Raw genomic sequence first — 20,809 nt, 5'->3', positions numbered from 1 at the left:
CCTTCCGGGCTTTCCTCCGGGCTTTTCCCTTCGGTCTTGCGTTTCCGACTCTATCAGATCTTTCCGATCCGATTTCCCCGGTGCTTTCCGGTCCCTTTTGTTTTCACTCCGGGGGCCTTTCGGCGTTTCCGACTTTATCAGAAGTTCTGAGTCGGATTTCCCGCCTCCCGTTCGGCCTTCCGGGCGCACGTCGGCGCCGGGGCTTCCCGTTCTGGCGGAGCCGTAAACGTACTGGAGCGGGGCGCCCCGATGCAAATCGAGGCGCCCCGCTCCACTGATGCGCTGGTCAGCGCCGCCGTACCGGTCAGACCTCCACGACGACCGGGAGGATCATCGGGCGCCGGCGGTAGGTGTCGGAGACCCACTTGCCGACGGAGCGGCGGATCAGCTGCTGGAGCTGGTGGGGTTCGACGACGCCGTCCTGGAAGGACTTGTTGAGCGCCTGGTCGATCTTCGGGAGCACCGCGTCGAAGGCGGAGTCCTCGATGCCGGAGCCGCGGGCGTGGACGTTCGGGCCGCCGACGATCTTGCCGGTGGAGGAGTCGACCACGACGAAGACCGAGATGATGCCCTCCTCGCCGAGGATCCGGCGGTCCTTGAGGGAGGACTCGGTGACGTCGCCGACCGAGAGGCCGTCGACGTACACGTAACCCGCCTGGACCTTGCCGGTGATCCGGGCGCGGCCGTCGACCAGGTCGACGACGACGCCGTCCTCGGCGATGACGATGTGGTCCTTGGGGATGCCCGTCATCGCGCCGAGCTCGGCGTTGGCGCGCAGGTGGCGCCATTCGCCGTGGACCGGCATGAGGTTCTTCGGCCGGCAGATGTTGTAGAAGTACAGCAGCTCGCCGGCCGAGGCGTGGCCCGAGACGTGGACCTTGGCGTTGCCCTTGTGGACGACGTTCGCGCCCCAGCGGGTCAGACCGTTGATCACGCGGTAGACCGCGTTCTCGTTGCCCGGGATCAGGGAGGACGCCAGGATCACGGTGTCGCCGGGGACGATCCGGATCTGGTGGTCGCGGTTGGCCATGCGGGACAGGGCCGCCATCGGCTCGCCCTGGGAACCCGTGCAGACGAGCACGACCTCGTCGTCCGGCAGGTCGTCGAGGGTCTTCACGTCCACGATGAGACCGGCCGGGACCCGGAGGTAGCCCAGGTCGCGGGCGATGCCCATGTTGCGGACCATCGAGCGGCCGACGAAGGCGACCCGGCGCCCGTACTCGTGGGCGGCGTCGAGGATCTGCTGGATGCGGTGCACGTGGCTGGCGAAGCTGGCCACGATGATGCGCTTCGGGGCGTTCGCGAAGACGGTCCGCAGGACGTTCGAGATGTCCCGCTCCGGCGGGACGAAGCCCGGGACCTCGGCGTTCGTCGAGTCGGAGAGGAGGAGGTCGATGCCCTCCTCGCTGAGCCGGGCGAACGTGTGCAGGTCGGTGAGACGGCCGTCCAGCGGGAGCTGGTCCATCTTGAAGTCGCCGGTGGCGACGACCATGCCCGCGGGGGTGCGGACCGCGACCGCGAGCGCGTCCGGGATGGAGTGGTTGACCGCGATGAACTCGCAGTCGAACGCGCCCAGGACCTCCCGGTCGCCCTCCTTCACCTCGAGGGTGTAGGGGCGGATGCGGTGCTCCTGGAGCTTGGCCTCGATCAGGGCGAGGGTCAGCTTGGAGCCGATCAGCGGGATGTCCGGCTTGAGCCGGAGCAGGTAGGGGACGGCACCGATGTGGTCCTCGTGGCCGTGCGTGAGCACGATGCCCTCGATGTCGTCGAGGCGGTCCCGGATGATGGTGAAGTCGGGCAGGATCAGGTCGACGCCGGGCTGCTCCTCCTCGGGGAAGAGGACGCCGCAGTCGACGATGAGCAGACGGCCGTCGAATTCGAAGACCGTCATGTTGCGGCCGATCTCGCCGAGGCCGCCGAGCGGGATGACGCGCAGGGCGCCCTTGGACAGCTTCGGCGGGGCGCCGAGTTCGGGATGCGGATGACTCAAAAGACTCTCCTCACCACGCGCGCCACGTACCCCCTGGCACGTGGCGCGCATGACAATCGTGCACTTGCTGTTGTGGGTGTTCAGTTGTCGAGACCGTGTTCAGTTGTGAAGTCCGTTGTCAGAGTTCTACCCCGCCGGCGGCCAGGTCGACCTTGAGCTGCTCCGTCTCCTGCGGGGAAAGTTCCACGAGCGGCGGCCGGAGCGGGCCGGCGGGGAGGCCCTGGAGGGTGAGGGCGGCCTTGGTGGTCATGACGCCCTGGGTGCGGAACATGCCGGTGTAGACCGGGAGCAGCTTCTGGTGGATCTCGGTGGCCTTCTGGACCTCGCCGCCCAGGTGGGCGTCGAGGAGGGCGCGGAGCTCCGGGGTGACGACGTGGCCCACGACGGAGACGAAGCCGCAGGCGCCGACGGAGAGCAGGGGCAGGTTGAGCATGTCGTCGCCGGAGTACCAGGCGAGGCCGGAGCGGGCGATGGCCCAGCTGGCGCGGCCGAGGTCGCCCTTGGCGTCCTTGTTGGCGACGATGCGCGGGTGCTCGGCGAGGCGGACGATCGTCTCGGTGTCGATCGGGACGCCGCTGCGGCCGGGGATGTCGTACAGCATCACCGGGAGCTCGGTGGCGTCGGCGATGGCCGAGAAGTGCCGGTACAGGCCCTCCTGCGGGGGCTTGTTGTAGTACGGCGTGACGGCGAGGAGTCCGTGGGCGCCGTCGCGCTCGGCCGTGCGGGCGAGCTCGATCGAGTGGTGGGTGTCGTTGGTGCCGATGCCGGCGACGACGTGGGCGCGGTCGCCGACCGCCTCCAGCACCGCTCGTACCAGCTCCGATTTCTCCGCGTCGCTGGTGGTGGGGGATTCGCCGGTGGTGCCGTTGACGACGAGGCCGTCGTTGCCTGCGTCCACCAGGTGGGCGGCGAGCCGCTGGGCGCCGTCGAGGTCGAGTGCGCCGTCCGCCGTGAAGGGCGTGACCATGGCGGTGAGGACCCGCCCGAAGGGGGTCTGCGGAGTGGAGATCGGAGCCATGGGTAACACGCTACTCGCTGCTCAGCGCCGGGTGTCCCCCCGGGGGACGGGAGAAAGGGAGCCCGGCGCTGCCTGCTCGGGGGTTCAGACAGCGCCGGGTCCGTTTGATCAGCCTAGATGAACTTCGTGAAACGTCGCAATACGGACACTTCGCGTCACGAGTCGGACATGTGTGCCCTACGGGGCCACGCGCCCGTTCTTGTTGAAGGCGGCGTGGGTCAGCGGCATCAGCCGGGCCCAGTGCTCCTCCATCCGCTCGCCGACCATCTCGATCTCCCGCTGCGGGAAGGACGGGACCGCGGCCAGTTCGTGCTGGGTGCGCAGGCCCAGGAAGTGCATGAGCGAGCGCGCGTTGCAGGTGGCGTACATCGAGGAGAAGAGTCCGACCGGGAGGACCGAACGGGCGACCTCGCGGGCGACGCCGGCGGCCAGCATCTCCTGGTACGTCTCGTACGCCTTCCGGTAGGAGTCCTCCATCGTGCGGGTCACCAGGTCGTGCTGCTCCTGGGTGCCCTCGACGAAGACGTACTTGCCCGGGCGGCCCTCCTGGACGAGCTTGCGGGAGGCGTCGGGGACGTAGAAGACCGGCTGGAGCTCCCTGTAGCGGCCCGACTCCTCGTTGTACGACCAGCCCACGCGGTGCCGCATGAACTCGCGGAACACGAAGATCGGGGCGCTGATGAAGAAGGTCATCGAGTTGTGCTCGAACGGGCTGCCGTGGCGGTCCCGCATCAGGTAGTTGATGAGGCCCTTCGAGCGCTCCGGGTCCTTCTGGAGCTCTTCGAGGGACTGCTCGCCCGCCGTGGAGACCCGGGCGGCCCACAGGACGTCGGAGTCGGCCGCCGCGCTCTTGACCAGGTCGACGGTGACGTCGCTCCGGAAGTCGATCTTCACGTTCTCGGTGGGGCTGTCGCTCACCAGCGGTCCTTCCAGTCGGGGTGCAGCCGCCCACTTTAACGAGGGGCCGACGGGGGATCCCCCACAGGTCTGACCCCCCTCCTACCGGAGGACTACATTCGGCCGGTTTGGTGAAATCCTTGGCGAAAACGGGCACCAAAGGACCGGTTCCGTCGTCTGTATCGGTGAAGCACGACGACACCCTAGGAGAGTGGCCCTGATGCTGCGCCGGCGAGAGCCCGTACCGTTCGCGTTCGTCGCGGAGGCCGACAGCTTTCGCAGTAACGTCACTCCACCGCCCCGGGAGCGGGCCAGCGCCTCGCAGATCGTGGGCCGCACCCTGCTCGGGCTGACCGTCGTGGCCGGCCTCGTCGGGTCGCTGGTCCTCGGGATGCCCTCGCTCCAGTCGGGCGACTCCGCCACTCGTCAGCAGCAGTCCGAGGCCTCCGACAACCGCTGAGGTAGCCTCACCGGGCATCGCCCCTTCGAGCGTGCTTGTGAGTGAGGATCTGTCGTGCCCCTGCCCTTTCTGACGGCCGACCGTGCTTTTGACACGAACGACCAGGTCGCCCTGCCGTTCGACGACCACGACCAGTGGCGTCGTCCGTACCGGCCGGGGTCCTGGCGGGTCGGGGCGGCGGCGCTGGCGCTGCTGCTCGCCTCTTTCGTCCTGCTCGCCGCGGTGATCATCGCCGCGGCGGGCTCCGTGGGCGGCGCGGGCGCCACCTTCGCCATCGCGGGGGCCTTCATCGCGGCCACCCTGCGGATGCTGCGGATGGGCACCTGGGTGAGCCGGGCCGGCGTGCGCCGCGTGGGCTTCCTCTCGACCGTCACCGTGCCGTGGGCCAAGGTGACCTCCGTGCGGACCACCCAGCAGCCGGTGCGCTGGCTGGGTCTCCCCCGCACCGTCCAGGGACAGGCCCTGGTGCTCGGCCGACAGGGCGGTGAGCAGCTCGTGCTGCTCACCGACCACAGCGCCGACTTCCTCTCCCGGGTCGAGGCCTTCGACCGGGCGGCCGACACGGTCGAGGCCTGGAACGCCGAGTACGGCCCGGCCCCGGCCCCGGCACCGGCACCGGCCGCAGCTACGCGCTGACCGGGCGCCCCTCGCGGAGCGCGATGGCCCGCTGCATCGCCTTGCGGGCCCTGGGGGTGTCGCGGGCGTCGTGGTAGGCGACCGCGAGCCGGAACCAGCAGCGCCAGTCCTCGGGCGAGTCCTCCGTCTCGGCCTTGCGCCGGGCGAAGACCTCGTCGGCCGAGTCCCGGTCGATCCGGCCGCCCGCCGTGCGCGTCAGCTCGTCGACGGGCAGACCGCCCTCGGCCTCCAGCTCGGCGGCGAGGCGGTTCGCCCGGCGCGCGAAGCGGGTGTTCTTCCAGAGGAACCAGCCGCCGACGAGCGGCAGCAGGAACGCCACCGCGCCCATGCCCATGGCGGCCGGTTCGCCCGTGAGGAACAGCAGGACGCCCTCCATCCCCACCACCCCGAAGACGAGCACGAGCACGGTGGAGAGGAAGACGTACGTGATCTTTCCGCCCATGGCCGTCAGCCCAGGTCCAGGAAGTGCTCCAGGCCGAAGGTGAGGCCGGGGGCGGCGGTCACGCGTCGGGCCCCGAGCAGGATGCCCGGCATGAAGCTGGAGTGGTGCAGGGAGTCGTGCCGGACGGTGAGGGTCTCGCCCTCGCCGCCGAGCAGCACCTCCTGGTGGGCGAGGAGCCCGCGCAGGCGCACGGCGTGCACCGGGACCCCGTCGACGTCGGCGCCGCGCGCGCCGTCCAGGGCCGTGGCCGTGGCGTCGGGCTGCGGGGCGCAGCCCGCCTTCGACCGGGCCTCGGCGATGAGCTGGGCGGTGCGGGTCGCGGTGCCCGAGGGGGCGTCGACCTTGTTCGGGTGGTGCAGCTCGACGACCTCGACGGACTCGAAGTACGGAGCCGCGATCTGGGCGAACTTCATGGTGAGGACCGCGCCGATGGAGAAGTTCGGGGCGATGAGGACGCCGGTCCCCGGGGAGGCGTCGAGCCAGGTCCGCAGCCGCGCGAGGCGCTCCTCGGTCCAGCCTGTGGTGCCGACGACCGCGTGGATGCCGTGGCGCAGGCAGAACTCGAGGTTCTCCATCACCGAGTCGGGCGTGGTCAGTTCGACCACGACCTGGGCGTCCGCCTCGACGAGCCTCTCCAGCCCGTCGCCGCGGCCGAGGGCCGCGACCAGTTCCATGTCCTCGGCGGCCTCGACGGCCCGGACCGCCTCGGAGCCGATGCGGCCCCGGGCTCCGAGGACCGCCACGCGCAACTTGCTCATTGCTCTTCCTTAAGGGGACTCGTGGGTCAGGAGACCGCTTGCTGGAGGCGGTCGGCCTGCTTGTCCTTCAGCGGGCCGATCACCGAGAGCGAGGGCCGCTGCTCCAGTACATCGCGGGCGACCTCCCGGACCTCGTCCGGGGTGACGGCGGCGATCCGGGCCAGCATGTCGTCGACCGACATCTGGGTGCCCCAGCACAGCTCGCTCTTGCCGATGCGGTTCATCAGCGCGCCGGTGTCCTCCAGGCCGAGCACGGTCGAGCCGGAGAGCTGGCCGACGGCGCGGCGGATCTCCTCGTCCGTGAGGCCGTCGGAGGCGACCTTGTGGAGCTCGTCCCGGCAGATCTTCAGGACGTCGTGGACCTGGCCGGGCCGGCAGCCCGCGTACACCCCGAAGAGGCCGCAGTCGGCGAAGCCCGAGGTGTACGAGTACACGCTGTAGGCCAGGCCGCGCTTCTCGCGGACCTCCTGGAAGAGGCGGGAGGACATGCCGCCGCCGAGGGCGGTGTTCAGCACGCCGAGGGCCCAGCGGCGCTCGTCGGTGCGGGCCAGGCCCGGCATGCCGAGGACCACGTGGGCCTGCTCGGTCTTGCGGTTCAGGAGCTCGACGCGGCCCGCCGCGCGCAGGGTGCGGCGGCCGTCTCGGGGGGCGACGGGGACGGCGTCGGCGTGCCCGAGGGCGCCGGCCTTCTCGAAGGCGCGGCGGACCTGGCGCACCACCGTGGCGTGGTCGACGTTGCCGGCGGCGGCGACGACCAGGTGGGTCGGGTCGTAGTGCTTCTTGTAGAAGCGGGCGATCTGGCCGCGGGTGAGCGCCTCGACGGTGTCGACGGTGCCGAGGACCGGGCGGCCGAGCGGGGTGTCGCCGAACATCGTCTGCGCGAACAGCTCGTGCACGACGTCGCCGGGGTCGTCCTCGGTCATCGCGATCTCCTCGAGGATGACGCCGCGCTCGGCGTCCACGTCCTCGTCGAGGATGAGCGAGCCGGTGAGCATGTCGCAGACGACGTCGATCGCGAGCGGCAGGTCGGTGTCGAGGACCCGGGCGTAGTAGCAGGTGTACTCCTTCGCCGTGAAGGCGTTCATCTCGCCGCCGACCGCGTCGATCGCGGCGGAGATGTCGAGGGCGGACCGCTTGCGGGTGCCCTTGAAGAGGAGGTGCTCCAGGTAGTGGGTCGCGCCGTTGAGGGTCGGGGTCTCGTCGCGGGACCCGACGTGCGCCCAGATGCCGAAGGTGGCGGAGCGCACGGAGGGGAGGGTCTCGGTGACGATGCGGAGTCCGCCGGGGAGGGTCGTGCGGCGGACCGTGCCGATGCCGTCCTTGCCCGGGAGAAGCGTTTGGGTACGGGCGACGGCCCGCCCCTCCGAGGAGGGGCGGGCCGTCGCGCGGGAACTACGGGACGTCACTTGGCGGTGTCGTCCTTCTCGCCCTCGGCGGCGCCGTCCTCGTCCGCGATCACGGGGACCAGGGAGAGCTTGCCGCGCTGGTCGATCTCGGCGATCTCGACCTGGACCTTGGAGCCGATCGCGAGCACGTCCTCGACGTTCTCCACGCGCTTGCCACCGGCGAGCTTGCGGATCTGCGAGATGTGCAGCAGGCCGTCCTTGCCCGGCATGAGGGAGACGAAGGCACCGAAGGTGGTGGTCTTGACGACCGTGCCCAGGTAGCGCTCGCCGACCTCCGGCATGGTCGGGTTGGCGATGCCGTTGATCGTGGCGCGGGCGGCCTCGGCCTGCGAGCCCTGCTGGGCACCGATGTAGATGGTGCCGTCGTCCTCGATCGTGATCTCGGCGCCGGTGTCCTCCTGGATCTGGTTGATCATCTTGCCCTTGGGGCCGATGACCTCGCCGATCTTGTCCACGGGGATCTTGACGGTGATGATCCGCGGGGCGTTCGGGGACATCTCGTCCGGCGTGTCGATCGCTTCCATCATCACGTCGAGGATGTGGAGGCGGGCGTCGCGGGCCTGCTTGAGGGCCGCGGCCAGGACGGAGGCCGGGATGCCGTCCAGCTTGGTGTCGAGCTGGAGGGCGGTGACGAAGTCCTTCGTGCCGGCGACCTTGAAGTCCATGTCGCCGAAGGCGTCCTCCGCACCGAGGATGTCGGTGAGGGCGACGTAGTGCGTCTGGCCGTCGATCTCCTCGGAGATCAGGCCCATGGCGATGCCGGCGACGGGGGCCTTGAGGGGCACACCGGCGTTCAGCAGCGACATGGTGGAGGCGCAGACCGAGCCCATCGACGTCGAGCCGTTGGAGCCGAGGGCCTCGGACACCTGGCGGATCGCGTAGGGGAACTCCTCGCGGGTCGGGAGGACCGGCACGAGGGCGCGCTCGGCGAGGGCGCCGTGGCCGATCTCGCGGCGCTTGGGCGAGCCCACGCGGCCGGTCTCGCCGACGGAGTACGGCGGGAAGTTGTAGTTGTGCATGTAGCGCTTGCGGGTCACCGGGGAGAGGGTGTCCAGCTGCTGCTCCATGCGGAGCATGTTGAGGGTGGTGACGCCCAGGATCTGGGTCTCGCCGCGCTCGAACAGGGCGGAGCCGTGCACGCGCGGGATGGCCTCGACCTCGGCGGCGAGCGTACGGATGTCCGTGATGCCGCGGCCGTCGATGCGGACCTTGTCCTTGATGATGCGCTCGCGGACCAGCTTCTTGGTCAGCGCGCGGTAGGCGCCCGAGATCTCCTTCTCGCGGCCCTCGAAGGCCGGGAGGAGCTTCTCGGCGGCGAGCTCCTTGATGCGGTCGAGCTCGGCCTCGCGCTCCTGCTTGCCGGCGATGGTGAGCGCCTGGGCGAGCTCGCCCTTGACGGCAGCGGAGAGCGCCTCCAGGACATCGTCCTGGTAGTCGAGGAAGACCGGGAACTCGCCGGTGGGCTTGGCGGCCTTGGCGGCGAGGTCCGACTGGGCCCTGCAGAGGGTCTTGATGAAGGGCTTCGCGGCCTCGAGACCGGCGGCGACGACCTCCTCGGTCGGCGCCTCGGTGCCGTCCTTGACGAGCTGGACGGTCTTCTCGGTGGCCTCGGCCTCGACCATCATGATCGCGACGTCGCCGTCCTCCAGGACGCGACCGGCGACGACCATGTCGAAGACGGCGTCCTCGAGCTCGGTGTGCGTCGGGAACGCGACCCACTGGCCCTTGATCAGGGCGACGCGGGTGGCGCCGATGGGGCCGGAGAAGGGCAGGCCCGCCAGGATCGTGGAGGCGGAGGCGGCGTTGATCGCGACCACGTCGTACAGGTGGTCGGGGTTGAGCGCCATGATCGTCTCGACGATCTGGATCTCGTTGCGCAGGCCCTTCTTGAAGGAGGGGCGCAGCGGCCGGTCGATCAGACGACAGGTGAGGATCGCGTCCTCGGAGGGGCGGCCCTCCCGGCGGAAGAAGGAGCCGGGGATCTTGCCGGCCGCGTACTGCCGCTCCTCGACGTCCACCGTGAGGGGGAAGAAGTCGAGCTGGTCCTTGGGGCGCTTCGACGCGGTGGTCGCCGAGAGGACCATGGTGTCGTCGTCCAGGTAGGCGACGGCGGAGCCGGCGGCCTGCTTGGCGAGACGGCCGGTCTCGAAGCGGATGGTGCGGGTGCCGAACGTGCCGTTGTCGATGACGGCCTCGGCGTAGTGGGTCTCGTTCTCCACTATGGGGTTCTCCTACGTGTTCGTCTTTGCGTCCGGGGCCCGTGTGGCCGGGGACGGTGTGCGACGGCGGCGGAGAAGCTCGCGCTCGAAGGGCGGGCCGGTCTTCGATCGAAGCACCCGGGGTTTCGGTTCCGGGGGCCACTACCGAGGACCGGCGGCTGGCCGGCGGCTTCTCGCTCGTCGTATGGGGTTGTAACTACCAGACTAAATGTCCGTGCGTACTTCGCGCACGTACAGCGGCGCGCACGGCATCGCGTACGACCGCACATACGGCGAAGGGAGCGGCCCCCTGACAGTGGGAACCGCTCCCTTCACGGCGTCTTACTTGGCGCCGCCGGCCGCACCGCGGCGGATGCCGAGGCGGTCGACCAGCGTACGGAAGCGCTGGATGTCCTTCTTGGCCAGGTACTGCAGCAGGCGGCGGCGCTGGCCGACCAGGATCAGCAGACCACGGCGGGAGTGGTGGTCGTGCTTGTGCTGCTTGAGGTGCTCGGTCAGGTCCGAGATGCGGCGGGACAGCATCGCCACCTGGACCTCGGGGGAGCCGGTGTCGCCCTCCTTGGTGCCGAACTCGGCCATGATCTGCTTCTTGACGGCGGCGTCGAGAGCCACGCGGATCTCCTCTTGGTTCGTGCGCCCGCGAGTGCCCCTGGTCCAGTTCTCAGGGGAAGCTTCCGTGACTCGACGGGCGAAGGTCCGATGGGCGCAGCTTCCAGAGGCTTCGAGGGCTTCCGGGAGCGCGTACACAAACGGCCGTCACACAGCGTACCAGCTCGCCGGAGCGCCCCGGGGTCCCTTTTCTCCCGCCCTCCCTCCCGGCTTCCTCCCGCCCTCCCCCGGCCTTCTCCCGCCCTCCCCGCCGGCGGCTACTTGCTGGTGAGGGAGCGGACCGTGGTGAAGACGTCGAGGACGGCGAGGCAGAGCGGGACGAGGGAGAGCAGGACGAAGCCCTCGGCCAGGTCGAGGAGGCGGCCCCAGAAGGGGGAGAGGCCCTTCTTCGGGATGATCAGGCCGATCGCGGTGATGAGCGCGGCGCCGCCCGCGACGGCTGCGGTGAGCCAGATCGTCCGGATGTCGAGGCCGCCGCGGTCCCCGTACATCAGGAGGTCCTTGACCAGGTCGGCCGGCGGGTTGAGGGAGAGGCCGAGGACGAGCAGCGCGACGGCGGCGATGCCGGCGGCCAGGACGCAGGTGACCTGGGAGGTGTAGCGGAAGAGGCGGGCGCGCAGCAGCATCGCGAGGCCGGAGGCGAGGGCGAGGAGCTGGCCCCAGACGTTTCCGGCGAAGCCGAGGACGGCGGCGGAGCCGACGACGACGGCCGCGCAGCCGCCGACCAGGCCGAGGAGCATCTCGTGGCCGCGGCGGGCCTGGAGCGCGATGCGCTCGCCGTCGACGGCCCGGCCCTCCTCGCCGGACCGCTGCGGCTCGCCGAGGAACTCGTCGTCGGCGGCGCTGCGCGGGGCGGCGTAGCCGATGGGGAGCCGGGCGAAGCGGGCGGAGAGGCCGGGCAGGAAGGCGACGAGCCCGATGGCGACGGGGGCGCAGACGGCGGCGGTCTCGGTGGCGGTCGACTCGGTGAGGATCGCGACGAAGGTGGCGAGGGTACCGACGGCGGCGAGGAAGGTGGCGGCGACGAAGGGGGCGTCCCCGCTGGGGGTGAGCGCGACGAGGGCCACGGAGGCGACGAGGACGGTGACGCAGCCGAGCAGGAACTGGAGGCGGCCGGGGCCCTGGCCGGCGTCGGGGCCGATGATCCCGGAGCCGGCTATGAGCAGCAGCGGCAGGGCGCCGAGGCCGAGGGCGACGGCGGTCGGCCGGTCGCGGTAGACGCGGGCGCGGACGCCGGCGAAGGCGGTGAGGAGGAGGCCGGCGGCGCCCGCGATGATCCCGGGGAGGCCGTGCATGTCGTGGCGGACCGGGTCGGCGTACCAGAGGACGAAGCCCATGAGGACGAGGAGCAGCACGCCGCCGAGGAGTCCGGCGCCGCGCAGCAGCTCGTCGCCCCACAGGTGCCGGTCGCGGGTGACGGCGGAGGCGACGGCGTCGGAGACGTCGTCGTAGACGGCCGGCGGCAGGGACTGGGCGAAGGGGCGGAGGGAGAGCACCTCGCCGTCGAGGACCTGCTGGGCGACGAGGGTGCGGGCGCCGTCCAGGACGGATCCGTCGCGGCGGACCAGGTGGTAGCCGGTGGGGGTGCCCGCGGCCTGGGTCTGTCCGGTGAGGCGCAGGATCTCCGGGTAGACGTCGGCGACGGCGATGTCCTCGGGGAGCGCGACGTCGATGCGGCTGTCCGGCGCCACGACGGTGACGCGGCAGAAGCCGGTCGCTGCGGTCGTACTCACGTGTGTGGACCCCCTGATTCGCGGTTGCGCACGATGCGCGCGCCACCCTACCGGGGAGCACCGGCGGGGGCTGCAAGTAGGATCGCCGTCCCATGGGGGAAGTCCGCGCGCCCGGCTGCCGACCGGGGTGCCGGCGCGGATGCTCCCGCCACGAGCCCGCCTCCAACGAGGGATTGATGCGCCGGTGAGCCAGATCGTCGTCAAACGCCCGCCGAGGTCCCTTCCTCCGGAAGTGCCCGGTGAGGAACTGGTCCTGGAGTCTCCGCCGGAACTTCCGCGGGGGCAGCAGGAGTCGGCGCTGATGCAGTTGCTCCCGATGCTCGGCATGGGTTCGTCGGTGGTCTTCTTCTTCATGACGCCGTCGCCGATCATGCGGATCATGGGCGTGCTGATGCTGGCGTCGACGGTCGGCATGGCCATCGCCCAGGTCGTCCGGTTCCGGCGCGGTACGCAGGGGCAAATGGCCGATGTCCGCCGTGACTACCTCAAATACCTCGCGCAGACGCGGCGCACGGTCCGGCGCACGGCGCGCAGGCAGCGGGACGCGCAGCTGTATCTGCACCCCTCCCCCGAGCAGTTGTGGTCGGTGGTGGCCGAGGGTTCGCGGGTGTGGGAGCGGCGGGTCGGCGACCACGACTTCGGGCAGGCCCGAATAGGCCTGGGCGCACAGCAGTTGGCGACGCCGCTCGTGGCGCCGGAGACGGCGCCGGTGGACGAGCTGGAGCCGCTGTGCGCGGGGGCGATGCAGCAGTTCCTGGCGGTGCACGGCACGTTGGACGGGCTGCCGATGGCGGTCTCGATGCGGGCGTTCTACCACGTGACGGTGTCGGGCGAGCCGGAGTCGGCGCAGGCGGCGGCGCGCGCGCTGGTGGCGCAGCTGGTGACGCTGCACTCCCCCGACGACCTGATGCTGGCCGTGGTGGCGGCGCGGTCGGCGCAGGAGCGCTGGGACTGGACGAAGTGGCTGCCGCACGCGCAGGTGCCGGGGCAGGTCGACGGGGCCGGTACGAAGCGCCTGTTCGGCGACGACCTCGGTGAGCTGGAGCAGTTGGTGCGCTCCCGGCTGGACGGGCGGCCGCGGTTCTCGCGGGAGAGCCAGCCGGTGCTGGACCAGCCGCACGTGGTGGTGGTCCTGGACGGCGGCATGGTGCCGCCGGACTCGCTGCTCGCGGCGGCCGAGGGCCTCCAGGGCGTGACGATCGTGGAAGTGGTGTCCGGCGAGCTCGACGAGCCGCGCGGCGGCCTGTCGGTGGTGGTGCGGCCGGGCCGGCTGCGGCTCGAATCGGGTGGCGGCTTCGCGTACGAGGGGCTGCCGGACGGCATGTCCCTGCCGGCGGCCGAGGCGCTGGCCCGGCAGCTCGCGCCGCTGCGGATGGGCAGCGGGGGCGACGACGAGCCGCTGCTCGCCAATCTGGACTTCACCGACCTGCTGAACCTGGGGGACGCGGGCTCGGTGGACGTGGCCAGGACCTGGCGGCCCCGGTCGGTGGCCGAGCGGCTGCGGGTGCCGATCGGCGTCGGCGAGGACGGCCAGCCGGTCATGCTGGACCTGAAGGAGGCCGCGCAGGAGGGCATGGGCCCGCACGGCCTGTGCGTGGGCGCGACCGGTTCCGGCAAGTCGGAGCTGCTGCGGACGCTGGTCCTCGGTCTGGCGGTGACGCACTCCTCGGAGACGCTGAACTTCGTCCTCGCGGACTTCAAGGGCGGCGCGACCTTCGCGGGCATGTCGCAGATGCCGCACGTGGCGGCGGTCATCACCAACCTGGCGGACGACCTGACGCTGGTGGACCGCATGGGCGACGCGATCCGCGGCGAGCTCCAGCGGCGCCAGGAGCTGCTGCGCTCGGCGGGCAACTACGCCAACATCCACGACTACGAGAAGGCGCGGGCGGCGGGCGCCCCGCTGGAGCCGCTGGCGTCGCTGGTCCTGGTGATCGACGAGTTCTCCGAACTCCTCACCGCCAAGCCGGACTTCATCGACATGTTCATCCAGATCGGCCGGATCGGGCGTTCGCTGGGCGTGCACCTGCTGCTGGCCTCGCAGCGCCTGGAGGAGGGCAAGCTGCGCGGCCTGGACACGTACCTCTCGTACCGGATCGGTCTGCGGACCTTCTCGGCGGCGGAGTCGCGGACGGCGATCGGCGTGCCGGACGCCTACCACCTGCCGTCGGTGCCCGGCTCCGGCTACCTGAAGTTCGGTACGGACGAGATGACCCGCTTCAAGGCGGCGTACGTGTCGGGGACGTACCGGACGAGCGGGCCGCGCCTGGAGGTGGGGCAGCTTCCGGTGGAGCGGCGGCCCGCGCTGTTCACGGCGTCGCCGGTGCCGGTGGTGTACGCGGCGCCGGACCCGGCGTACCTGGCGGAGCGGCGCGCGGAGGAGGACGACGCCCTGGCGGACACGGTCCTCGACGTGATCGTGCGGCGCCTGGAGGGGCAGGGGGTGCCGGCGCACCAGGTGTGGCTGCCGCCGCTCGACCAGGCGCCCTCGCTCGACCAGCTCCTGCCGGGGCTGGCGCGGACGGCGGAGCGGGGCTTCACGGCGACGGAGTACACGCGTCAGGGCGCGCTCACGGTGCCGCTCGGGCTCATCGACAAGCCGTTCGAGCAGCGGCGCGAGGTGCTGTACCGGGACTTCTCGGGCGCGGCCGGTCACATGATGGTGGTCGGCGGCCCGCAGTCCGGCAAGTCGACGATGCTGCGGACGCTGATCTCGTCGTTCGCGCTCACCCACACCCCGGCCGAGGTGCAGTTCTACTGCCTGGACTTCGGCGGCGGCGGTCTGGTGTCGCTGGCGGACCTGCCGCACGTCGGCGGGGTCGCGTCCCGGCTCGATCCGGAGCGGGTGCGGCGGACGGTCGCGGAGGTGATGGGGGTGCTGAACCGGCGCGAGGAGTTCTTCCGCGCGCACTCCATCGACTCGATCGCGACCTACCGGCGCAAGCGGGCCGCGGGCGAGCTGCCGGGCGAGGCCTGGGGCGACGTCTTCCTGGTGGTGGACGGCTGGGGCGGTTTCCGCAACGAGTACGAGGGCCTGGAGGGCACCGTCTCCGACCTGGCCGCGCGCGGCCTCGGCTACGGCATCCACGTGGTGGTCACGGCCTCCCGCTACATGGAGGTGCGGGCGGCGCTCAAGGACCAGATGCTGGGCCGGCTCGAACTGCGGCTCGGTGACGTCATGGACTCGGAGTTCGACCGGAAGGTCGCGGCGAACGTGCCGACCGGGGTGCCGGGGCGCGGCCAGGTGCCGGAGAAGCTGCACTTCATGGGGGCGCTGCCGCGGATCGACGGGTCGAGCGCGAACGACGACCTGGCGGTGGGCACGGCGTCCTTCGTCGAGGCCGTGCGGACCGGCTGGCAGGGTCCGCCGGCGCCGCCGGTCCGGCTGCTTCCGCACAAGCTGTCGGCCGACCGGCTGCCGAAGGGCTTCGAGTTCCCGCAGCACGGCGTCGCGATCGGCATCGACGAGACCCGTCTGGAACCGGTCTTCGTCAACTTCGAGACGGATCCGTTCTTCCTGATCTTCGGCGAGAGCGAGTCCGGCAAGACGAACCTGCTGCGGCTGATCGTCCAGCAGATCGCCCAGCGGTACTCCCCGGACGAGGCGAAGCTCGTCGTGGGCGACTACCGGCGGGCGCTGCTCGGCAGCCTGCCGGAGGAGCACCTCCTGGAGTACGCGCCGATGGCGAGCTCGATGCAGATGCACATGGAGGCGCTGTCGGGCGTGTTCGCGCGCCGCCAGCCGCCGCAGGACGTGACGCCGCAGCAGCTGCGGGACCGGAGCTGGTGGTCGGGTCCGCAGGTCTTCATCGTCGTCGACGACTACGACCTGGTGGCGACGAGCGCGGGCAACCCGCTGGCGCCGCTCGCGGAGTACCTGCCCTTCGCCCGGGACACGGGCGTGCGGTTCATCATCGCGCGCAACAGCGCGGGCGCCTCCCGCTCGATGTACGAGTCCTTCATGCAGCGCATCAAGGAGCTGGGCGCGCAGGGCGTCGTCCTGTCGGGCGACCCGGCGGAGGGCGACCTGCTCGGTGCGGTCCGCCCTCGCCCGATGCCGCCGGGCCGCGGCTACTTCGTGGGCCGGCGGGGCGGGGCGTCGCTGGTGCAGACGGGACGGCTGCCGCAGCTGTGACCGGGCGCGGCCGGGTGGCGGGGCCGGACACGTCCTGGGGCGAGGCCTCCTCCCCGCCGCCCCGGCCCCGCCCGTACGCAATCCGTGGAGGCGGCCCGGAACTGATCGGAACCGTTCGGCGGTCTTCACGTCCGCACGGCCGCGATTGGGCGTGCGCACCTCAAAACTGAGAGCATCACCCCGGCCCGGCCGAGGCTCGACCAAGGAGGAAACCGTGTCGTTCGACGACGAGTGGACCCAGCACAAGACCGTCGCCATGGAGCAACAGTCGTCGAGCACGCGGCTGAACCAGGTGCCCGCCGACCCCGGCGGAGGCGGGGGCCAGTCGGACCTGGCGACGACGCCCGCCAAGAAGAAGGCGGCCGCCAACACCATCGAGAACCACATCCAGCCGGACGTGAAGGCGGCCGCGGACGCCGGTGACGAGGGCACCAACGGCGCCGTCGCCGAGTTCAAGGGCTGGGACACGGCGACCGGCCTGAAGAAGGCGCACGACCACTGGGACGGCCAGGTGAAGCGCCTGATGGCGCGGCTGGACTCGGAGAAGGGCGCGCTGCGGGGCGCGTCGACGCTTTTCAGCAACAACGACATCGTGACGGGGTACAGCTTCGCCCCGGCGCAGTCCAAGGTCTCGGGACTCTAGGGGGAATCGCAATGCCGACGTACCAGGAGATCATGGAGACCGATCTCGGCAAGCTGAACACCGCTGCCGACGGCTGGAAGAGCATGGCGGAGAAGTTCGAGAAGGTCGAGAACATGTACGAGAAGGAGGTCCAGAGCGTCGCCACGGGCGGCCCGCTGTGGACCGGCCAGGCTCAGCAGGTCGGCGCGACCAACTTCGCCGTCACCCGCAAGGAGCTCGACTCGGCGCAGCGGGAGGCGCGCGCCATGGAGTCGCTCCTCCGGGACGCGCACAGCACGTTCACCGAACTCAAGGGCCGGGTGAAGGCGGCGGTCGACGAGGCGGTGGCCGCCGGCATGAAGGTCTCCGAGTACGGGAACGCCAGCTACGACTTCAGCAAGGTCAGCCCCCAGGAGGCCAACACCATCCGCCACGATCCTGACCTGCGGAACGTGGAGATGTCGTACACGAGCAAGATCAACGACGCGGTCAAGGCGGTCACGGAGTTCGACGCGGACGTCAAGACCGCCCTGCTCAACGCCTCCGGCGCGGACGGCACCGCGCCCCTGGGCTTCAACGCGAAGCCGGTCGGCGACGTCGAGGCCGTCGAGGCGCTGGCGCTGTCGGAGAAGGTGCGCGAGGGCAAGGCGTCGAAGGAGGAGCTGGAGCAGTACCGCCGGGTCCTCGAACAGAACTCGAAGGACAAGCACTTCAGCGAGGCCTATCTCGACGGCCTCGGCGCGAAGGACGCGCTGAAGATCGCGGACCAGATGAACCTGGCGTCGAACGAGCGGGGCATCTCGGACGCCGAGAAGAAGCTCTACAACTCGATCAACGCCGGCCTCGCGGACACGATCGCCTCCGGCACGAAGGACCCGAACGGTTACGCGTACCGGCCGTTCGTGGACGGGCTCAAGAAGCTCGGCACGGAGAACCTCGCGAGCAACGTCAGCCCGACCAACGGCTACCAGATGCTCGTCACGCTGATGAACCAGGGAGACCCCAAGGCGTACGGCAAGGAGTTCCTGAACGAGATCGGCGGCGACATGATCAGGGCCGAGAAGGAGAAGCCGAACATCTGGCTGCACTTCTTCGACGGCCAGCGGCCGAACATCGTCCACGACCCGCTGGACGGGCTGCTCAACATCATGAGCAAGGATCCCAAGGACGCGGAGTACTTCCTCGACCCCAAGGCCCCCGGGAACGAGAACGAGCACCTGAAGTTCCTCCTCACGGACCGGAAGTGGCCGGACCCCGTGATGAACACCCTCTACTCGGCGCCCATGGAGATGGACGACCCCTTCAAGGCGACGGGCCTCGGCAACGCCATCCAGGCGGCGGCGACGGGACACGAGCCGGGCGAGAAGCCGGGCCCGATCGGAGCGCACGGCGAGGGGCAGGCGCGGGTCATGCACAGCGCGATCAAGTACCTCGACTCCGAGATGAACGGCGACGAGCTGCCCGACGAGCTCAAGAACATCCAGAAGCCCATGGCGCACGCCTTGGCCGACTACGTGGCCGACACCCACGTGATCCTGGGCGGCGAGGACGCGAACTACGGCGGCAGTGCCGGCAAGGACTCGATCCACGGCTCAGGGGACAACTCCCACATCGCGGTCGGTCAGGGCAGCCTCGTCCGTGTCATGCGCGGCATCGGCGACGACAGCGAGTCCTTCGCGCTGATCTACGAGTCCGAACTCGCCTACTCCGCCAAGCAGCTCGCCGAGGCTCCCCCGTTCGAGGGTGATGCCCAGCACGGGCAGAGCGCCGAGTGGGACCACCGGTCGCGCGGTGTCGGCCTGGCGGTGGGCGCCCTCAACGGGATCGGCGCGGACATCTACATCGACAAGGAGGACGACAAGGTCAAGTGGGCCGAGTCGACCGCGGAGTACGCGGGGAACGGCGTCAACAGCGTCGTCGGCGAGATCCCCATCGCCGGCTCAGCCGCCGGCGCCATCGTCGACACCGCCAAGTTCGAATGGGTCCAGGACGTCACCGACGCCGCGGAGGAGCAGGGCAAGAAGGACTCGAGCGAGAACTACTCCAAGGGCAAGGACGGCTTGAACAGTCTGTACAACGCCTGGCAGACGCAGGAAGGAAACCTCAACAATGCCGCGTACGGTTCGGCGAAGGACACCGCGAACGGCGCCTACGAGGACGGCCGCGGCGGCGCGGCGGCGCACCTGGGCAACTGAGCGCGCCCGGGTCCTCTCCTGTGTGACCGTGGCGGCGGTGGTGGCGCTGACCGCCACCGCCTGCTCCTCCGGGGACTCCGGCTCGCAGATCGAGGGGTTGTGCGGTCCGGCGGCGGACTCCGCCGCGGGGAAGTCCCTGCGCGAAGTCCTCGGGACCGACGACTTCACGGCCGAAGCCATCACGCCGGACGGCCGCTTCGCCGAGCGGTTCAAGAAGGACCTGAAGGAATGGAGCGGCGGCCCGAACTCGACCTCGCCCTCCTTCGTGTGCAAGTTCGTGCCCGACGGCAGCGAGAACCACGTGGTTCTCGGCTTCGCGTGGTCTCCCGCCGACCAGCCCGGGAAGGAGCGTGCGGAGGGCGGCAAGGTCTACGACGTGAGCGGTGCCACGGGGTCGGCGGGCCAGCTGGCTGCCGAGCTCTTCGCACCGTGCGAGCTGGGAGGCGAGCTGAGCGGGCCGTCGCGCAAGGCCGTTCTCCGCGCCGACGCCGCACTCACGGTGGACCGCGGCAGGAACGTGGACCGGCAGAGGGAGGCGAGTGAGCTCTCCTTCCTCTACCTCATGACGCGCGAGGCCACGGAACTCCTCGGCTGTGAGAACGAGCCGCTGGAGAAGGACCCCGTCGTGAAGCCCCTCAACGGAAGCGCCTCCTGATGATCCACGTGAAGAACATCGTCCGGAGCGCGGCGGGCGCCGTCCTCCTCCTCGTCCTGGCCGGCTGCGGGAGCGGCGGGTCGGAGGCCGGAGGGGCCCTGAGCGTGGACCGGGTGATCGAGGCCGCTGAGAAGGTCGGCAAGGACGGGGCCGACACGTGCCCGCTGCCCTACGACGCCGGCGCGGCGGCCGAGGCCGCGAAGCTGGACCGGGGCATGGAGGCGGGGGCGGCCGGCGCCGAGGCCGGTGAGCCCGTCGCCACCGCCGAGGGCGGGCGGACGACGGACCCGCAGTCGGTCTGGGCCGGCAAGCCGGGCGCGCTCGTCAGCTGCGCGTACCACCTGGGCGGGGAGGACCTGGAACTCCACACCGGCAGCACCGGCGAGGGGAGCGCCGTGTACCTCCAGGCGCCCGTCATCCAGGCCGCCGGCGGCATGGACCTCTCCGCGCTCAAGGCGTACACCGTCAAGGGGGCCGAGGCGAAGCCCGGGGAGGCCGTGCAGAGCGAGGGCGGGAACGTGGTGACGGTCCGGCTCGACTCCGGCGGCAAGGGGGACGTCGCCCTGGTCCTGACCGTCGGCGACTCCGGGAAGACCTCGCTGGAGCGCGGGCAGGTCCTCGCACTCGCGCGGGCCTTCGCCTCGCAGGCGAAGTGAATCCCCCGGTTCCGTCTGACAGCGCGTCCGCCGGGCGTCCATGATGGAACCCGCTGCACCGTTCCACCTTTCCCACCGCACGAAGGAGCAGAGCCAGATGGGCACCCAGCAGGAGAAGGACGAGCTGTACGCGCTCGACATCAGCGGTGTCGAGTGGCAGGGAGCCCCCGGCACGAGCCCCGACGAGGAGCGCGTGGAGATCGCCCACCTGCCGGGCGGCGCCATCGCGATGCGTTCCTCCCTCGACCACGACACCGTGCTGCGGTACACCAAGGCCGAGTGGGACGCCTTCGTCCTGGGCGCCAAGGACGGGGAGTTCGACCTGCGGTAGGGCGTACGAGAACGCGGAAGGGCCCGCTCCCCCCGAGGGAGCGGGCC

General features: G+C 70.7%; 17 protein-coding genes. 8 read left to right on the top strand and 9 right to left on the bottom strand.

Annotation, left to right across the window (positions count from 1 at the left end):
- Window positions 1-304 precede the first annotated feature (304 nt).
- From ACWGSR_RS21705 to thyX, 3 genes are all read right to left on the bottom strand, one after another.
- On the bottom strand, window positions 305-1,990 hold the full coding sequence (locus ACWGSR_RS21705) for a ribonuclease J (RefSeq protein ID WP_453568253.1): 1,686 nt from the start codon (window positions 1,988-1,990) through the stop codon (window positions 305-307).
- Between the two features lie 118 nt (window positions 1,991-2,108).
- Window positions 2,109-3,008, bottom strand: a complete 900-nt coding sequence (gene dapA, locus ACWGSR_RS21700; protein WP_366372311.1) for a 4-hydroxy-tetrahydrodipicolinate synthase — start codon at window positions 3,006-3,008, stop codon at window positions 2,109-2,111.
- 177 nt (window positions 3,009-3,185) lie between these two features.
- Entirely contained in the window at window positions 3,186-3,926 is a 741-nt protein-coding gene (gene thyX / locus ACWGSR_RS21695; protein WP_376246981.1) for an FAD-dependent thymidylate synthase, read from the bottom strand.
- A gap of 199 nt (window positions 3,927-4,125) precedes the next feature.
- Here thyX and ACWGSR_RS21690 point away from each other — a divergent pair, with 199 nt between their 5' ends.
- A complete protein-coding gene (locus ACWGSR_RS21690) occupies window positions 4,126-4,365 on the top strand; it encodes a hypothetical protein (RefSeq protein WP_376246984.1) in 240 nt (79 codons plus the stop codon).
- 54 nt (window positions 4,366-4,419) lie between these two features.
- Window positions 4,420-5,001, top strand: coding sequence for a hypothetical protein (locus tag ACWGSR_RS21685; protein ID WP_453568250.1), 582 nt, complete (start codon window positions 4,420-4,422; stop codon window positions 4,999-5,001).
- Here the strand turns inward: ACWGSR_RS21685 and ACWGSR_RS21680 are convergent.
- The 6 genes from ACWGSR_RS21680 to eccD all read right to left on the bottom strand — a co-directional run bounded on the left by ACWGSR_RS21680 (window position 4,991) and on the right by eccD (window position 12,168).
- Complete coding sequence (locus ACWGSR_RS21680; protein ID WP_453568248.1) at window positions 4,991-5,443, bottom strand: hypothetical protein; 453 nt, start codon at window positions 5,441-5,443, stop codon at window positions 4,991-4,993. The genes ACWGSR_RS21685 and ACWGSR_RS21680 overlap by 11 nt on opposite strands.
- 5 nt (window positions 5,444-5,448) lie before the next feature.
- Complete coding sequence (dapB, locus tag ACWGSR_RS21675) at window positions 5,449-6,201, bottom strand: 4-hydroxy-tetrahydrodipicolinate reductase (RefSeq protein ID WP_376246992.1); 753 nt, start codon at window positions 6,199-6,201, stop codon at window positions 5,449-5,451.
- Between the two features lie 26 nt (window positions 6,202-6,227).
- Complete coding sequence (locus ACWGSR_RS21670; protein ID WP_376328422.1) at window positions 6,228-7,607, bottom strand: M16 family metallopeptidase; 1,380 nt, start codon at window positions 7,605-7,607, stop codon at window positions 6,228-6,230.
- The gene (locus ACWGSR_RS21665) at window positions 7,604-9,826 is read right to left on the bottom strand and encodes a polyribonucleotide nucleotidyltransferase (protein ID WP_453568246.1); all 2,223 of its coding nucleotides are present in this window, start codon (window positions 9,824-9,826) and stop codon (window positions 7,604-7,606) included. The genes ACWGSR_RS21670 and ACWGSR_RS21665 overlap by 4 nt, the downstream gene beginning before the upstream one ends.
- Window positions 9,827-10,147: 321 nt before the next feature.
- Window positions 10,148-10,438, bottom strand: coding sequence for a 30S ribosomal protein S15 (gene rpsO, locus ACWGSR_RS21660; RefSeq protein ID WP_015036567.1), 291 nt, complete (start codon window positions 10,436-10,438; stop codon window positions 10,148-10,150).
- A gap of 254 nt (window positions 10,439-10,692) precedes the next feature.
- Complete coding sequence (gene eccD, locus ACWGSR_RS21655) at window positions 10,693-12,168, bottom strand: type VII secretion integral membrane protein EccD (RefSeq protein ID WP_376241883.1); 1,476 nt, start codon at window positions 12,166-12,168, stop codon at window positions 10,693-10,695.
- Window positions 12,169-12,352: 184 nt separating this feature from the next.
- Between eccD and eccCa the strand changes: the two genes are divergently transcribed.
- The 6 genes from eccCa (at window position 12,353) to ACWGSR_RS21625 (ending at window position 20,762) form a co-directional block, all read left to right on the top strand.
- A complete protein-coding gene (gene eccCa / locus ACWGSR_RS21650) occupies window positions 12,353-16,303 on the top strand; it encodes a type VII secretion protein EccCa (protein WP_376241885.1) in 3,951 nt (1,316 codons plus the stop codon).
- A 214-nt stretch (window positions 16,304-16,517) separates the two neighbouring features.
- Window positions 16,518-16,946: a hypothetical protein gene (locus ACWGSR_RS21645; protein ID WP_376241887.1), complete on the top strand. Its 429-nt coding sequence runs from the start codon at window positions 16,518-16,520 to the stop codon at window positions 16,944-16,946.
- 11 nt (window positions 16,947-16,957) lie between these two features.
- A complete protein-coding gene (locus ACWGSR_RS21640) occupies window positions 16,958-19,120 on the top strand; it encodes a hypothetical protein (RefSeq protein ID WP_453568243.1) in 2,163 nt (720 codons plus the stop codon).
- A 22-nt stretch (window positions 19,121-19,142) separates the two neighbouring features.
- A complete protein-coding gene (locus ACWGSR_RS21635; RefSeq protein WP_453568241.1) occupies window positions 19,143-19,775 on the top strand; it encodes a hypothetical protein in 633 nt (210 codons plus the stop codon).
- Complete coding sequence (locus ACWGSR_RS21630; protein ID WP_453568239.1) at window positions 19,775-20,431, top strand: hypothetical protein; 657 nt, start codon at window positions 19,775-19,777, stop codon at window positions 20,429-20,431. The genes ACWGSR_RS21635 and ACWGSR_RS21630 overlap by 1 nt, the downstream gene beginning before the upstream one ends.
- A 97-nt stretch (window positions 20,432-20,528) precedes the next feature.
- Window positions 20,529-20,762 (top strand): DUF397 domain-containing protein, encoded by a 234-nt coding sequence (locus tag ACWGSR_RS21625; RefSeq protein WP_125661844.1) that lies wholly within the window; start codon window positions 20,529-20,531, stop codon window positions 20,760-20,762.
- Window positions 20,763-20,809 lie beyond the last annotated feature (47 nt).

The organism is Streptomyces sp. NPDC055632 (assembly GCF_053618675.1).
Note: the sequence above shows the minus strand (reverse complement) of the source record. Positions and strands in the feature narration are given on the sequence as shown.

Coding starts and splice junctions, on each gene's coding strand:
- dapA (WP_366372311.1), bottom strand. CDS start 3,008: ATGGCTCCGATCTCCACTCCGCAGACCCCCTTCGGGCGGGTCCTCACC.
- ACWGSR_RS21690 (WP_376246984.1), top strand. CDS start 4,126: ATGCTGCGCCGGCGAGAGCCCGTACCGTTCGCGTTCGTCGCGGAGGCC.
- ACWGSR_RS21680 (WP_453568248.1), bottom strand. CDS start 5,443: ATGGGCGGAAAGATCACGTACGTCTTCCTCTCCACCGTGCTCGTGCTC.
- dapB (WP_376246992.1), bottom strand. CDS start 6,201: ATGAGCAAGTTGCGCGTGGCGGTCCTCGGAGCCCGGGGCCGCATCGGC.
- ACWGSR_RS21640 (WP_453568243.1), top strand. CDS start 16,958: ATGCCGACGTACCAGGAGATCATGGAGACCGATCTCGGCAAGCTGAAC.
- ACWGSR_RS21630 (WP_453568239.1), top strand. CDS start 19,775: ATGATCCACGTGAAGAACATCGTCCGGAGCGCGGCGGGCGCCGTCCTC.
- ACWGSR_RS21625 (WP_125661844.1), top strand. CDS start 20,529: ATGGGCACCCAGCAGGAGAAGGACGAGCTGTACGCGCTCGACATCAGC.